General features: G+C 44.8%; 11 protein-coding genes. 7 read left to right on the plus strand and 4 right to left on the minus strand.

What is annotated here, in order from left to right; genetic code table 11:
* The coding region (locus ACQEXT_RS17285; RefSeq protein ID WP_426953042.1) for a transketolase-like TK C-terminal-containing protein at positions 1–342 on the plus strand (342 nt) is incomplete at its 5' end.
* Between the two features lie 49 nt (positions 343–391).
* Here the strand turns inward: ACQEXT_RS17285 and ACQEXT_RS17290 are convergent.
* Positions 392–1,951 carry a methyl-accepting chemotaxis protein gene (locus ACQEXT_RS17290; RefSeq protein WP_426953043.1) on the minus strand — a complete coding sequence of 520 codons (1,560 nt, stop codon included), beginning with the start codon at positions 1,949–1,951 and terminating at the stop codon, positions 392–394.
* Positions 1,952–2,417: 466 nt separating this feature from the next.
* Here ACQEXT_RS17290 and ACQEXT_RS17295 point away from each other — a divergent pair, with 466 nt between their 5' ends.
* The 6 genes from ACQEXT_RS17295 to cqsA all read left to right on the plus strand — a co-directional run bounded on the left by ACQEXT_RS17295 (position 2,418) and on the right by cqsA (position 10,174).
* Positions 2,418–3,806, plus strand: coding sequence for a diguanylate cyclase domain-containing protein (locus ACQEXT_RS17295; protein ID WP_426953044.1), 1,389 nt, complete (start codon positions 2,418–2,420; stop codon positions 3,804–3,806).
* 62 nt (positions 3,807–3,868) lie between these two features.
* Entirely contained in the window at positions 3,869–4,804 is a 936-nt protein-coding gene (ylqF, locus tag ACQEXT_RS17300; protein ID WP_138970686.1) for a ribosome biogenesis GTPase YlqF, read from the plus strand.
* Positions 4,805–4,901: 97 nt separating this feature from the next.
* Positions 4,902–5,882: a CobW family GTP-binding protein gene (locus tag ACQEXT_RS17305; protein ID WP_426953045.1), complete on the plus strand. Its 981-nt coding sequence runs from the start codon at positions 4,902–4,904 to the stop codon at positions 5,880–5,882.
* Between the two features lie 418 nt (positions 5,883–6,300).
* The gene (clcA, locus tag ACQEXT_RS17310) at positions 6,301–7,701 is read left to right on the plus strand and encodes a H(+)/Cl(-) exchange transporter ClcA (RefSeq protein ID WP_426953046.1); all 1,401 of its coding nucleotides are present in this window, start codon (positions 6,301–6,303) and stop codon (positions 7,699–7,701) included.
* A 124-nt stretch (positions 7,702–7,825) separates the two neighbouring features.
* Complete coding sequence (locus tag ACQEXT_RS17315) at positions 7,826–8,782, plus strand: TDT family transporter (RefSeq protein ID WP_426953047.1); 957 nt, start codon at positions 7,826–7,828, stop codon at positions 8,780–8,782.
* Positions 8,783–8,992: 210 nt separating this feature from the next.
* Positions 8,993–10,174: an alpha-hydroxyketone-type quorum-sensing autoinducer synthase gene (gene cqsA, locus ACQEXT_RS17320; protein WP_426953048.1), complete on the plus strand. Its 1,182-nt coding sequence runs from the start codon at positions 8,993–8,995 to the stop codon at positions 10,172–10,174.
* A 26-nt stretch (positions 10,175–10,200) separates the two neighbouring features.
* On the opposite strand, the gene ACQEXT_RS17325 is transcribed toward cqsA, so the two are convergent.
* The 3 genes from ACQEXT_RS17325 to ACQEXT_RS17335 all read right to left on the minus strand — a co-directional run bounded on the left by ACQEXT_RS17325 (position 10,201) and on the right by ACQEXT_RS17335 (position 16,558).
* Positions 10,201–12,258, minus strand: coding sequence for a hybrid sensor histidine kinase/response regulator (locus ACQEXT_RS17325; RefSeq protein ID WP_426953049.1), 2,058 nt, complete (start codon positions 12,256–12,258; stop codon positions 10,201–10,203).
* A gap of 118 nt (positions 12,259–12,376) precedes the next feature.
* Positions 12,377–15,418, minus strand: a complete 3,042-nt coding sequence (locus tag ACQEXT_RS17330; protein WP_426953050.1) for an AAA family ATPase — start codon at positions 15,416–15,418, stop codon at positions 12,377–12,379.
* A gap of 9 nt (positions 15,419–15,427) precedes the next feature.
* Positions 15,428–16,558, minus strand: coding sequence for an exonuclease SbcCD subunit D (locus ACQEXT_RS17335; RefSeq protein ID WP_426953051.1), 1,131 nt, complete (start codon positions 16,556–16,558; stop codon positions 15,428–15,430).
* Between the last annotated feature and the right edge of the window lie 11 nt (positions 16,559–16,569).

A 16,569-nucleotide genomic window follows, 5' to 3' on the forward strand; every position in this document is an offset into this window, starting at 1 on the left:
CTTATCCTTATCGCAACAGGTTCTGAAGTAGAGCTAGCGGTAGAAGCAGCAGCACAGCTAACAGCAGAAGGTAAGAAAGTTCGCGTTGTTTCTATGCCATCAACCGATGCTTTCGACAAGCAAGATGCAGCATACCGCGAAGCAGTACTACCATCAGACGTCACAGCACGTATCGCTATCGAAGCGGGTATTGCGGACTTCTGGTACAAGTATGTTGGTTTCGGTGGCAAGATCATCGGCATGACAACATTTGGTGAATCAGCGCCAGCTGACCAACTGTTCAAGATGTTTGGTTTCACTACTGAAAACGTAGTAAACACAGCAAAAGAATTGCTAGCGTAATCAACGCACTCTTCTAAGTGGAAGCCCTGCTCAAATGAGCAGGGCTTTTTTATTTCTCTTCAAATCGTTTGGCTAGTTGATAGAACTCACTGACCTGCCCTTTAAGCTGAAGTGCGTTTTCCTTGACGGAATGCGTTGCAGCAAGGTTCTGCTCTGCGGTAGAAGCAATCGACTGAATGTGCATATTAACATCCGTAGATAGTTGGCGCTGTTGACCTGCTGAGTCTTCTACAGCCTGCATCAGTTCATTCATTGCCTTCATTAGCGACTCAACTTCTGACAAACGCAGAGAACTCTCCTTAGCAACTTGGCTACAAGCATTGGTTTGTTCTTGGTTAGCAATAATATCTTTCTGCCACGCTTGGATCGTATTGAGCATCGTTTCGATGCTATCTTTGATTTGTATCGTTGCTTTTGATGTTCGACCCGATAAAGCACGAACCTCGTCAGCCACAACGGCAAAGCCACGACCCTGCTCTCCTGCCCTAGCGGCTTCGATAGCGGCGTTAAGTGCTAGTAAGTTTGTTTGCTCAGCAATACCACCAATTTCTTCCATCATCTGGCTTACTTTTTGTGCTTGTTCACTCAATTGGTAAGTCGTACTCGTCGCCTTTTCTGCCTGAACATTAAGGCTCTCAAGATTACTGTGCGTTTGTCGAATGCTCTGCTGTGCGTCAGCACATGTGTTTAAGGTGACATCAACTATCTGGTGTGCTTCCTGTGCTTTTGAAGACACATCATTTGCTGAGCTCTCTACTTCTTCAGTTGCATGGCGTACCTGAAGAATATCCTTAGTTTGCTGCTCTAATGCCTCAGTCACCTGATAAGAAGTCGCACTCAAGTTATCTGAAAGATCCTGTAAAGGTTTAGCTGAATCTTTCATACGACCCAGTACGGTACGAATTCGAGCGGACATCAGTTTTAAATGGAAATCAGCTACAGAAAACTTATCGCCGCCGGAGAATACCAGTCGGCTGATACTGTCATATTCACTCTGGAGCTTTTTAAGCTTCACTGGTGTATCAATCAGCTCTTGGCGGAACAGTAAGCCAAGCACTGAGATAGGAAGCAGGCTGGCGACTAAACCAGCGTGACTGCCTAACTCAGTTAAATGAGTAACAAGTGGAGCCGACACCGCGCCAAGCAATACTGCATAACGTAACGTATCACCCAATTGTAGAGACCAACGTCGACCTGATTTTTCTGCTTGGAGTAGTGCGCGATAGGCTTTGTCGGCAATCTTTACCCATTCGGCTTTTGGTCTAACTCGAACGGACTGATAGCCAACAATCTGATTCTCTTCATAAATAGGTGTCACATAGGCGTCTACCCAATAGTAGCCATTGGACTTAGTTCGATTCTTTACAATGCCACGCCAAGCCTTGCCTTGTTTAAGGTTGCTCCACATGTCCGCAAAAGCGGCCTTTGGCATATCACTGTGGCGAACGATATTGTGGTTCTGGCCTAACAATTCATCAACCGTGAACTCAGCAACCTGCGCAAAAGCTTCATTACTATAGGTAATGACCCCTTTCAAATCGGTTGTGGACACCAATTGTTGATCTTTTTCCAATACTGTTTCACGTTGTAAAGAAGACTGACCTGACATTTATACTACTTTCGAATTATTAATTTGCTGCCGAATATAAACAACTATTTATTTTATGACAAAATATTAATAGAAATGTTTTAGGATTTTTTGACCTAATTCACTTCCCACATCCATACAAAAACCCCTACAGACAATTGTGAAGATTCGCGCTATAAGCCCAGTGCAGTTGTGCACCCCATGTGTTAAGTCAGGTGAGTGCAATCGATAAACAAAAACAATTTGCTGGTGAGCATTCCGTATCGTTCTACAATTAATACAAAAGCATGATTAAATGTTCATTCAGTCACTAAAAGGTGTGATCATATTGATCCAACAATTCACTCAGTCTTTAAAGCATCTCAGCTTACGGTACCTAACGATTCTAGGCTCCACGATAACTGTCGTTTTGTTTCTGGTCTTGTATTTCTCATTCAAGATTTTTTGGAAACATGATCTAGATATCCAGCAATCGTTAAACAGACAAATGTTTGAAGTGGAACGTGTCGAGACAGTACTACAAATGGAAGAGTTAGAGCTCAAAACGTCACTCGAAGATTATGCGGCTTGGACGACGATGGCGAATTTTGTTCAAACACCTTCACAGGAGTTTATTAATGACAGCATCGGTCCGCATGCTTTTGTCTCTGCTCTAATCGATAGTGTGATTATTTTTTCTCCTCAAGGTGAAGTTGTTTGGAATGGTACCTTTGATGGTGAACATGTCACCGATCGTACCCTAGTGGACGTCACAGACCCTACGATAGTGAACAGTATTTTGTCAGTTGCCCATCAGGCATCTGAGCAAGAGATAGAGTCCTTTGTTGAGTATGCTCGAATTGGTCAATCTGCAACGATGATCGCCTCATCGCGAATTTGCTTGAGTGATGCCACTCAATGCAAACATGGTTACTTGGTTTTTATTCGCAAGATTCGAGATGAGTTCATCGCGCAAATCGAACTCGCAACGGGAGTTGGCATTCATATACTCACAGCAGAACATCCCCCTGTAGTGAAGGAAAATACACATATCCTGATTCGAAACGATATATTGTCTAATGGCGCGATCCGTATAGAAGTGGAGAATAATGAGAAGCTTCCACCCTTTTTCTCTTGGCAATGGGCGATCGCTTTGTCTTTGTTTAGCGTGATTATGTTTGTGGTTAATCTGCAAGTTATGAATTTTTTCATCAAGCCTTTTACCAAAGCCCAACGATATTTAAAGCAGTTCCAACATTCAGGAGGCAGTCTGCCAAATGAAGACACCTTTATTTCTAAAGAGGCTCGCGATTTTGCTCGCCAACTGAACAGTGTCATTTCGGAGCTCGAAGAGAGTAGAGCTCTACTTAAAATGCAATCGACCATCGATTCCTTAACCGGCATAGCCAATCGCAGGCACCTTTACGATACCGCAAATACCTACATCGAGCTGGAACAGTATCATTACATCGCTGTCGTTATTGTCGATATAGACCACTTCAAGCTTTACAATGACACCTATGGTCATATCGAAGGCGATCGCGCCCTCGTTGAAGTGGCAAAGTGTCTGAGCGCGGTCGAGACACCCTATCAACATCTTGTTGCCCGCTACGGTGGCGAAGAGTTTTGCATCATCATGGCCAATGACATGCCCATCGATCTTGAGCCCTATGTAAGTCAATTAGTCGCTTCGGTTAATGCACTAAACATACCGCACCATACCTCGTCAACAGCAGAGTTCATCACCATCAGTGTTGGTGCTACAACCGCCCATATTGATCATTACGACGAACTTTCAGCGATGATTCAAGCCGCAGATCGCGCCCTGTATCGGGTCAAGGAAACGGGACGAAACCATTATAGAATCGAGCCTAAACATGACACATCTCCCGTTTAGCGCTTTACTATGGGCAATTTCTCCTTACAATTGTCGCAAGTTTGAATTTCAAGGTTAATCCTATGTCTATCCAATGGTTTCCTGGGCACATGCACAAAGCCCGTAAAGAGATCGAAGAAGCAATTCCTCAAGTTGACGTCATCATCGAAGTGTTGGACGCTCGCATCCCTTTTAGTAGCGAGAACCCGATGATCTCCGAACTCCGTGGCGACAAGCCTGTCGTTAAGGTTCTCAACAAACGTGACTTGGCAGATCCTGAGTTAACTCAGTTGTGGATTGACCATTTTGAGAAAGAAAACAACGTTAAGGCGATGGCCATCACCACCAGCAACACTCAAGAAGTCACAAAGATCCTTGAGCTATGTCGTAAGCTCGCACCTCATAGAGAAGAGATTGGCAAAAACATTCGTACCATGATCATGGGTATTCCGAATGTGGGTAAGTCAACCATCATTAACACGCTTGCGGGGCGTGCAGTTGCCGTTACAGGCAATCAGCCAGCCGTGACTCGCCGCCAACAAAGGATCAATCTGCAAAACGGCATCGTTCTCTCTGATACACCGGGAATTCTATGGCCAAAAGTTGAGAATCCACATAGTGGTTTCCGCCTTGCCGCCACCGGCGCAGTTAAGGATACGGCGATGGAATATGATGAAGTTGCCTTCTATACGGTGGAATACTTAGCTAAGGCCTACCCTGAACGTCTTAAAGAACGCTACCAAATCGAAGAACTTCCGGACAGTGACATTGAACTGATGGAAGAGATCGGTCGCCGCCGAGGAGCATTACGTGCTGGCGGGCGAGTTGACCTACATAAATGTTCAGAAATCTTGCTTCACGAACTGCGTAACGGCACGTTAGGGCAAATCACCTTAGAATTACCTGAGATGATTACACAAGAGCTTATCGAAGTTGAAATCGAAGCGGCACATAAAGCAGAAATGAAAGCGAAGAAGAAAGAAGAACGTCGCAAACGGTATCTGAAAAACAAGCGCTAAGCGATTGTTATAGGGCAGCTTCTCCGCTGCCCTTTTTGTACTCCACCACCCGAGATTTCTGTTATATTATAACAAAAATCACACAGGAACATGATTGATGAAAATTCCTACCAACATCATTACAGGCTTTCTAGGCACTGGTAAAACAACAGCTATTCTCTCCCTGCTTAAAGAAAAGCCACAAAACGAGCAGTGGGCCGTTTTGGTCAACGAGTTTGGTGAAATAGGTATCGATGGTGCCATGATGACAGATCAAGGTGCGTTAATTAAAGAAGTTCCTGGTGGATGTATGTGCTGTGCTGCTGGGGTACCAATGTCTGTCGCGATAACCGCGCTACTGCGCACGAAACCCGATCGTTTAATTGTCGAGCCTACGGGTTTAGGCCATGCTCACAAGGTGCTGGCAACGTTAACATCTGCTCAATTCGCTGACTATATCGATCTGCGTGCAACAATAGGCTTAGTAGACCCGCGCAACTTATCGAACCCCAAATATACCGAGAATAGCAACTTTACCGATCAACTGGCCATTTCGGACATTATCATCGGTAACAAAGTTGACCAGTGCCATGTGAGCGATATTGATACCTTTAATGACTGGGTCACCGATCAAAATCCACCTAAAATCTACAGTCAGCTAGTCAAACAAGGACGCTTTCCTATTGAGCTACTTGATAGTCAACGCCGCAACAATGCTCCATCTTCTGAGCTAGCGCAGCATCATCATGAACACGCAGAGCAAGAACCTCAGTTTGCGTTGGCTCCCGATCAGCTCTACGTGCGTAAGGAAAACAAAGGTCAGGGCTATTTCAGCTGTGGCTGGCTATTTGGCGCGGAAGTTGTTTTTGATTTTGATTTATTATTCTCGATGCTTTCTGATCTCACAGCGGAACGCGTGAAAGGGGTATTAAATACCACGAACGGTTGCTACGCATTCAACGTAAGTAATGGCGTTGTGTCCGTTAATGAAATGTCACTACAAGGCTTTGAGAGCCGTATCGAGGTGATCGACAGCCAACTACTCCCTTGGGACCAGCTAGAGTCCGTCTTGAAAAGAATTGCCAACCTTGAGCAGTAGGCCTCATTAAACGACAAAAGGCGCACCATAAGTGCGCCCTATCCCTCGTTACTCAATCGTGAGTTTGCGAATCAGGAAGTCATAAGTTGCGACCTGATCAATGACGAGGCTTTCAAATATTTCGTTGAATCCATCCAAATTGTAGGTAAGGCGACAATTTCCTCCATGCGGGTCGGTTCAGATTGCCTTACACTTAAACTATGGTTCAAATCCCCAGTTTTGCAAGCTTCAGCAAGACATTTATACGTCACTATTGTGAACTCGCTTCAGTATTTATTCACTTTCCATCCGTTCGCTTGTTGTCTTTTTATCAATTATGAAATTCAATATTTCAATCTTGTCGCTATAGTTAGTCTAAGACCGGCGTATAATTCGCGCTATACCTCATCTATCCTCAAATTACGGAGCCCTCACGTCCATGACCAAAAGAGAAAAGTTGAAGCATTCCTTCCTTGCAAAAGTTCCTAAGGATGCAATTAATCAATTTCTCTCCAAGGACAAGACTCCGATTTCCGTGTTGTTTCTTTCACTCCTAGTTGGAGTGCTAGCTGGGCTCGTTGGCACCTATTTCGAAATTGCAGTTCACTTTGTATCAGAAACCCGTACAGAGTGGCTAAAAAGCGAGATTGGCAGCCTACTTCCATTGTGGTTAGCGGCATTTATCATTAGCGCGTCACTCGCTTTCATTGGCTATTTTTTAGTTCATCGATTCGCTCCAGAGGCTGCCGGTTCTGGTATCCCTGAAATCGAAGGCGCGATGGATGGAATTCGTCCTGTGCGCTGGTGGCGAGTGATCCCAGTAAAGTTCTTTGGTGGCATGGGTGCATTAGGCTCTGGTATGGTGCTGGGACGCGAAGGCCCAACGGTGCAAATGGGTGGAGCGATAGGCCGTATGGTGACCGACATTTTTAAAGTCGACAATGACGACACCAAACACTCTTTGCTGGCATCAGGTGCGGCCGGCGGCCTAGCGGCTGCTTTTAACGCGCCTCTTGCGGGGATTATGTTCGTTGTTGAAGAGATGCGTCCGCAGTTTCGTTACTCGCTAATCTCTATTCGAGCGGTGATTATTTCCGCCATTTCCGCCAACATTGTGTTCCGCTATATCAATGGCCAAGATGCAGTCATCACCATGCCCCAATATCAAGCGCCAGATCTCGAGACCTTGTGGCTCTTTCTCCTTCTTGGTGCCCTGTTTGGCATGTTTGGGGTTGTGTTTAACCAGTTGGTGACTTTGTCACAGGATCTGTTCGTTAAACTGCATAGAAACGACCGTAAACGTTACTTGATCACAGGCTCACTTATTGGTGGTTGCTTTGGCATTATGCTGCTCTACTTCCCTGAAGTGACGGGGGGTGGTATTAGCCTTATTCCCAATATTACTAATGGTGGCTACAGCGCGTCGATACTATTGCTGATGTTCGTCGCACGTATCGCTACAACCATGATCTGTTTTGGTTCAGGGGCACCAGGTGGCATTTTTGCGCCAATGCTGGCACTTGGGACGCTGTTTGGATACGCCTTCGGTCTCATTGCACAAGGACTATTTCCAGAGTTACCGATTACACCCGGTATGTTTGCAATCGCGGGTATGGGAGCCCTATTTGCTGCGACGGTTCGGGCTCCTATCACCGGCATTTTGTTGGTGATAGAAATGACCAACAACTACTACCTAATCCTGCCATTAATCATCACCAGCTTGGGGGCCGTTATTTTTGCACAAATGCTAGGTGGACAACCGATCTACAGCCAACTGCTGCATCGAACTCTTAAAAATGAGAAGTTAAGACAGAAAGATCTCCCGACAAATGCGCAATGAGATTTGCCTCGCAACCGTTTGGCTTGCTATTATCGCCGCAGATTAAAGCAAGGCAAAGGAGTGTCTCAGTCAAAAGATAGCTTTGCTTATCACGCCGATTTAGCAGCATATAGGATGAATCTTTTTGAACTGGCGACGTTTTACTCAATTCCAGAGTGTCCCTCCGTCTCAAGCCGCTTTGGCTCTGGGCATGATCGGTCTTGGTCATGCTTGGGCACTCTACATTCCAGAAATCGGTGAGCTAATACGCCCTTACCTTGCAGGTTTTGGGGCACTATTGCTTTTTCCGGTTTTGGTAAAATATCTCACCAGTTACTCCACTTTTATTAATGACATTCGTCACCCGTTGAGTGGCAGTCTTATGGCTCCAATGAGCATGGCACTGTTGATTTTGTGTGATTATCTCGCCCTTATTTCGCCGGTGATCGCTTACCCAATTTGGTTTGTAGCCCTACTATTGCATCTGACAATGATGACCTTGTTCTTCACTTTTCAGTTGTTGAACTTCAAAATGTCCAACATCGTACCAAGCTGGTTTCTCTATCCAGTTGGCCTGATCAGTAGTTCGTTAGCTGGCACTCGATTTGGTCACAACGTTTTTTCTGAATCACTGGTTATGGTTTGCATTGGCATTTACTTCTTTATGCTGCCGTTGGTTCTCTATCGTCTCGTTTTTGAAGGAATGTTGCCTAAGCGTGCCAAACCTACACTTGCCATAATGGCGGCCCCCATCAACCTTACATTAGCGTCTTACCTGGTTAACTTTCCTCATCCAGATCCGATTTTGACAGGTGCACTGGCGGGAATCGCTATTACTATGACGCTACTGATTTATCTCTGTTACATACGCTTGATGCGTCTCAAGTTTCAGCCTTCCATCGCAGCAGTCACCTTCCCTTCCGTGATTAGTGCGATTGCTATGCACCGTCTCACCTCTTTCTTTGGTGAAAACTATCCTCACTGGTACTGGTTACATCGATTTGGTCTATTTGAACTTTCCGTCGCCACCGGATTGGTGGTCTGGGTAACGGTGGGTTATTTCAAAATGTATTGGCCGGAAATCTTGTCTGACAATAGATAGATTTTTTAAAATAACACACAATGGACGGTATTATTTTATCGCCCTAAGATGGCTAAAGCCTATATAGGAAGAGCAGCTATAAATATAGGCAATATTTATCTCTGTAGCCAACACTACAAATATTAAATACCGCACTCGCATAACTTCATCATTTGATACATATATCCTTTGTCAGCTGGCGTTGTCTCGTAATAAAAAGGATATTCAAAAATGAATACATTACACAACCAATCGACCTTGCCACAATTTATTCACGACAAGCTTAATCATCATATTGAAGATCTTATCAATCAAAATGATAATTCGCGGCATCTTGTTCTCGGTTTAACACCTAAACAAGATGATATTGTTCTTCAGAGCAATGATTATCTTGACCTTGCTAATCATGATCTGATTGTTAAACAACATATCAATGCGATAGCGAGTTGCCAATCCAGCCCGTTAATGTCTGGAATATTCCTACAGAGTGAGGAGCGTAAACCGAGTCTTGAGCATCAGTTAGCGAGCTTCACTGGGTTTCAATCGTGTTTACTTTCTCAATCTGGTTGGGAAGCGAACATCGCTCTACTGCAAACAATTTGTCACCAACACACGAAGGTTTACGTCGACTTTTTTGCTCATATGTCATTATGGGAGGGAGCAAGAATTGCTGGGTGCGATGTCCACCCATTTATGCACAACAACGTCCGTCATCTTGAAAAACTACTTAAACGGCATGGCGCAGGTGTTGTTGTCATTGATTCGATATACAGCACTATCGGCACCATTGCCCCAATCAGCGATATGATATCCATCGCTAAAGAATATGGCTGTGCGATTGTTGTCGATGAGTCTCACTCGCTTGGTCTTTTTGGCGCACAAGGAGCCGGTCTACTTCACCAACTTGGTCTTACTCATTTGGTTGATTTTATGACCGCAAGTCTCGCCAAAACATTCGCTTATCGTGCTGGTGCTATATGGTGTAATAATCAGGCAAATCAGTGTATCCCATTCGTTGCTTACCCTGCTATTTTTAGTTCTGCACTTTTACCCTACGAAGTTGAACGGCTTGATATGACCTTACAAGTTATAAAAGCGAGCGATGAGCGACGTCGTCGATTAGAGGAGATCAGCCATTATTTAAAACATGAACTGGTTAAAAAGAACATTACCATTCGTAGCCATTCTCAAATTATTTCACTTGAAACTGGTGACGAACGAAATACAGAAAAAGTACGCAATTTTTTAGAACATCATGGTCTATTTGGTGCCGTATTTTGTCGGCCGGCAACAGCAAGAAATAAAAACTTGATTAGATTCTCTCTAAACAGTTCTCTTAGCGAAAAGCAACTCGATAAAATTATTTACGTATGCTCCAAAGCAGCTGAGCAATCAGACATGTATATTCTTTAATCTTCAGGCCCTTTATAGGGCCTGAATTAAATCCAATTGGCAATCTTATCGAGAAGTTTATCTGTTGCCGCCGGTTTAATAATGTAATCATTCATACCCGCCTCTTGAATTTGAGCAATCACGCTTTCACTCGAATTACCGGTATGCGCCAATATAGGAATGGAAGCATAGTGCTGCTGCGAAGCGCGGATAGCACTGGTCGTTTCCAGTCCATTCAATTGAGGCATTTCGAGATCCATGATGATTAAATCGACATCTTTTTGCTGCAGTTCATCAAGTACCTGCTGGCCATTACTCGCTTGGAGAACAGTGAAGCCCTGCTGCTCGAGTAATACCGATGTATAAAATCGTAGCGACTGGTTGTCATCGGCCACAACAATGGTTTTGCCGCAATCAAACGATTTTCGTGGCAAGACGTTTCTGTTCGGCTCTATGTCCTCGAAGAATAGCTCATCAATAATGTTACTTGCACTAAGCATCATCCTATGTTTTTCAATTGGATAAACGACTAAGTGACGCTCAATATCATTATGATACTGACTATTTTGATCATATAAGAAGACTATCCGTCCTTCTGTAAAATGCAGCTTACTCTCCAACTCTATCAAAGAGAGTGGTTTATCAACGGCACTGTCCAAGTCGATTAAGATCAAATCAAATTCGAACTCGTACTCTTCTTTTTTACTCGCAGCATCTAAGTCCAGTATTCTAAGCCGGAAATCTTTGTAGAACGCCTCTTGGTTAATTTGTCGCATCAATGCATTTTGCTGACCAATATATAACACCGATTTTGACTTCATCAGATCCTGTTTGATTTGCTTAACTTCCGAGGAATCGTACTTAGGGAACATCAAGGTGAATTCAGTCCACTCTCCGAGTTTAGAGCGGCATGACACATTGCCACCAAGCGCTTTCATCACTTTGCGGCAAAATGGTAGACCTAATCCATAGCTGCCTGTTTTACCAAAGGTATAGAAGTCGTTGAAAATATGCTCAATAACTTGGGGAGCGATGCCCACTCCGTTATCGGTAAAGGTCAGTTCGTTGTGCCATTCATAACTTCTAAGTTCGATAACGATTTCAAACTGGTGGTTGTTTTGGTAATAGAACGCGTTTTTCAACAAGTTGTACAATGCGTATTTTATTAATGCATCGCTACCAAAAAATTCAAAATCGATGCCTTCAGCTAACACTACCGCTTTCTTATCTTTTAGGCTCTTGTAGGCAAAGCTGTCTAACGCGTTTTCAGTGATTGCTCTTATCGAGTGCTTTTTAAATGTCGTGCGTGAAACGCGATTCTCATCAATCGAGGTAAGCAACAAGTCGATGGTCTCATTCCCGGTTCTAATCACTTCGTCGGCATCGCTAATCACATCGCGTGCTAGCGCCAACTCCTGTGAAGACAACTTGTAACCTGACTGACGGCTTGTGCTCTCATTGGGCAGCAGGGAATTAAGTACATCAAGAGAGGCTTTCAGTGCACTAAGCGGATTACGCATCTCATGAGCCATTCCTGCACCGAAAGACTTCGCCAGTGACACTTTACTTTCATGTTCCACCTGATTCCTGAAATAAAACAGGTTTCCGAACACATAGGTAAAAAGGAATATTGGCATATATGCCCATACGACTTCTTGCTGTACGTATTCGGTATCAAAGCCGTACGCGGTAAGATAGGCAAGCACGATAGCCACTGTCGCCTGTACCAGCATCAAGCTCGTCTGGTGAACAAGCAGCACGTGAAGGAAAATAGACGCCATGAATGACATTGCCCAAACTGTCGACCAATGATTCATGAACATCATGTAGCTAAAAAAGTAGGGCAAACATATCCCTATGGCAAAAAAATAGTAATGCGGTAGATAGCGTTCAAGGTGCTTAGGGACATAATTGCGTAGCGCTAAAACTGCAAACAATGCTGAACACGCCAATCGCATTGACAATGATTCGTACGGCTGTGGGAACAAGTAGCTCCATACATAATAGTATGTCGGAAAGCCAAGCAAGCCCATCCAACCAACTAACGTTAGATTGGGTTCTGCATATTGGTAAACTTTACGAACCGATTCCGATATCGAGACCATTGTTAGCCTTAACGTCACCTAACCACACAATAAGACAAAAGTTTAGAATTGTTCTACCTAACTAATTCTTAGCACACATAACGACAGCTAACCAATTAACGCCACAACAGATCTGGCGTTATGTGACCACGAGTCTGATTGTGCTGCCGACACGACTTGCATGCACATCAATTCTTTGCGCTATCTGCTCTTTTAGCTCACTGACGTGAGAGATTAGACCGATCATCCGCCCTGCTTGCTGTAAATCAACCAGAGTCTGAATAGCCAGATCCAATGACTCTGGATCTAGGCTGCCAAAACCTTCATCGATAAACAACGTATCAAGACGAATACCACCACTGTATGACTGAACGACATCTGATAGCCCAAGAGCCAACGCCAACGCTGCCATAAAAGATTCACCACCCGATAAAGTCGCCACATCACGGCTTTTTCCGGTATAGCCATCCTCTACACTCAAATCGAGTCCTCGCCCTGCCGAACCTTTAAAGCCATCCATCTTTCGCACTAGGTGGTAACGACCTTTACTCATGATGCTTAATCGTTGTGACGCTTGAATCAACACATCATCAAGCAATACACCTAGCACAAAGCGGTGTAAGCTAACTCGGCTGCCTGTTTTACCGCTGGCGACATCGTAAAGTGTTCCGTAAACTCGGTATTCAGCTTCCAGTTGTCTATTTTTTTCATGCAGAATCGCAATGTCTTGCTGTACTTTTTCGACCCTTTGAAACAAAGAACGCACGGCGTCTAACGCTGCTCTCACCTGCTGATACTCTTGCTCAACCTGTGATAATTGAGACTTTTTGCTATCTAAATCAGGCTTCTCACCGTTCGTCAGGTGTTGTTCTAAGTCAGCGACGGTTTGTTGCAACTTAACCGTTGTTTCTTGATACTCATTCGCCGTCTTTTGCCACAATACGATTTGAGGTTCTTCTGCTCGACTTTGCAAAAAGATGTGTTCAGATTCGAAGCCCGAACGCTCTAGCTCTGAATTCCATATCTGTTCGCACTGATCGCGTTTTTGCTGCGCTTCATGACATAGCTGGTTATTGGTTGCCAACTGGCTTTGTAGGTTTGTCACTTGTAAAGTGAGCTGCTCGTTCGTCTGTTTGGCTCTTTCTAACGCCTGCTTAAGCTGTTCGATAGTCGCTTGATTACTTGCATACTGCTGTTCCACTGCCTCTACAGAGGGGTAATTGGCATCGATCGCCGATGCAACTTTGTCAAGCTGCTGTTGTTGTACCTTGAGGGCTGATTCGTTTGCCGCGATTTCCGCTTTGAGTTGGTTGATTTTCTCATCACCGTTGGCACAACGCTGATTGAGTTCAACCACATCCTGTTCCATCTTCGCTAAATCAATGGTCGATAACGCCTCGACTCTCTGCCTGATCTGAACTAATTGATCCTCAAACTGAACAACATCTGCTGTGACATTATCTTGTAACTGACTCGCCGCTTCATTTAACTGTCGTTGTTGCAGTTCTAGCGTATTGTTATGCTGGCTGTACGCGTTATTGACAAGGTTGAACTGCTCTAACGCATGGCGCTCTTGCTGTCGCGCACTCTGAACTTGTTCCTTGGTGACGCTTTCGCTGCTTAATTTGGCGGGTTGAGGATGCTGGCAACTACCACAGACTGGGCAAGGCTGATCCTGTTCCAGTTTCTGCGCAAGAATCGATGCCTGTGCGTTGTGCCACCCAAGCTCCAATTGGTCGGCATAGTTCCGCCTTTCCTCAAAAGTAGTTTTTGCTGCCGCCAGTGATTGTTCGTGCTCACCTGACAAACCGAGTAGACGATCGAGTTCAATCTTGATCGCATGGTATTTCTTCAAGTCTGTTAACAGATGCTGGTGGCTCAACATCTTGTTTTCTAGCGTTGCCTTCTCACTGATGTCCTGACGAGCCTGTTGCAAAGAATTAGCAGCGATATCGGATTCTTTAACCAACTTATCTTTCAGTCCGAGGTACTGGACCTGCTTTCTTGCTAACTCGTCACGCATTGCGATGAGTGAACTCACTTGCTGCTCTAACAGCTGCTTTTCTGCAAGTTTTATCTTTGCTTGTTCAAGCTGAAATTGGCATTCATTCAGTTTGGTAATTTGATCGGCGTTTGTTTGTGCTAGCTCTAGCTCCATTTGGCTTTTGCTATGAGCCAGTCGGGCATCTTCTATCTGTCCGTTTAACGTGGCAATACTGCTCGCGAAATCGTCGATCTGTTTCTTAATGGACGCAAGATTTGCATATGGCACCTCAAGCTTAGTGGCAATGTGTGCTGCGTGAAGCTTAGTGTTAATCTCTGCTATCTGATGACTATTGGCACGGTGATTCGCCAACGCGTTACGACTAACTTCCAGCTTGATGAATTGATCATGAATCGCCTGAGCTCGAAGGAGTTCGCTTTTGACGAGGTTAAGCTTTTCATGCGCGCTATGTTCTAGGGCTTTCGCAGATTCTAGCTCAGCCCTCAAGGCTAGCTCACGTGCTGCCAACTCTTGCTCGGTAGTGACTTCGGCGACCTGTAAAGCGCCGCGAATTTGGTTATCAAATTCATCTTTCGCTTTACTAATAGCACTCGCTTTGTCTTTAAGGGCAAATTCAATCTTCTTATAGACATCTGTTTGAAACAGTTGCCCAAAGATTGCCTCACGATCTTTCGAACTGGCGAGCAGCAATTCACGAAACTTACCCTGAGGTAACACCATCACTTGACGAAACTGAGTTTCATTTAGCCCGAGTAAGCTTGTTATCTCTGCTTTTACTTGTACCGTCTTACTGGTAATCAGTTGCTCACCATGGGTGATCTCATAAAGCGACGCGGTATGTTTGCGGGTTGTCGTTCCTTCTCCGCGCGCTTTAGGTGCTTCTTGCTCTGGCGAGCGAGTAACGCGGTAATGACGATCATTTAGTGTAAACTCCAACGTAATTTCCGTCGGCAGTTCCTCTTTGGCTTGGTCACAACGCATCTGGATACCCTGACGCTCGTTACCCGTTGTTTCTCCATACAAAGCGAAACAGATAGCGTCGAGAATCGATGTCTTACCCGAGCCCGTAGGACCATTGATAAGAAACAGAGGGTTACTTCCTAACTTAGTAAAATCGACAATTTCGCGCTCAGCAAAAGGCCCGAATGCTTGCATGGTAAGTTGAGTCGGTTTCATCGTATACCCTTAGTGCTGGTTTAGCTGTTTGACGATATCTGTGATCGCTTGATCTTGCTCTGGTGTCAGTTCGCTATCCTGAGCTTCAATGAAGAAATCTCGAAACATATCCACCTCGCTTCGAGCAAGTTTGGCTGCGGCCATTTGCTGCTCAACACCGATCAACATCCCCGGTTTCTCTAAATGCAGCACGTTGGGATACACGGCTCTTAATTTTTCCATAGGGTTGAGAATAGCGTGCTTGTCCATTAAACGAACCAGCAGATAGTCGTTAGACTGCGGATCGGTTTTCGCTCCAGATATGATGGCATCAAGCTCGCCTTCGATGATTCTCATTTGATGAGGCGCAACAAGATCAATATGGGTTGCTGACTTGAAACCATTGAGATCGAACTCCACCAATGTCATGCCTTTTTTCTGATGTTGCTCAGAGAAGCTGTACTTCATTAAAGAGCCGGAATAGCGGATAAACTCTTCGCCCTTGTACTGAGGCTGATGGAGATGGCCTAGTGCCACATAGTCAAAATCGACAAAATGCTGATGGCTGACCCGATCAGAACCACCGATAGATAGTGGGCGTTCTGACTCAGACTCAATGGCACCATCAACAAAACAGTGACTGATTAGAATGTTCTTAGAACTTGGCTCGACGCGCTGCTTAATCTGCTCACAAAGTAGTGCGTGCGCCTGATCGTAAGTCGATACCGCTTGACCTAAATGGTGACGAACCTGTTCAGGATCACTGTAAGGCATACCATAAAATGACACACGACCAATGTCAGTCTCTAATTCAACAGGTTGCAACATATCCTGAAAGCTCGACAGAATGTGTAAACCCGAGCTTTTCATCTGTTCAGCGCCAAATCCTAGTCGCTCTGCGCCATCATGGTTTCCCGAGATCATAATGATAGGAAGCTGCAATTCTCCACACACTTTTGTCACAAATTGATTGAGCACTTCTATGGCTGCTGTCGGTGGTACGGAACGATCGTAAATATCTCCCGCGATGACCAAGGCATCAACAGAATGAGTCTCGATATACTCAATAATTTGCTGAAGTACGACTTTTTGATCGTCTAAAAGTGAGACGTTGTGAAACTGGCGGCCAAGATGCCAATCAGAGGTGTGGAGGAATTTCATACAAGCCCAGC

This window comes from Vibrio sp. TRT 29B02, from assembly GCF_050113655.1.
Lineage (GTDB): Bacteria > Pseudomonadota > Gammaproteobacteria > Enterobacterales > Vibrionaceae > Vibrio.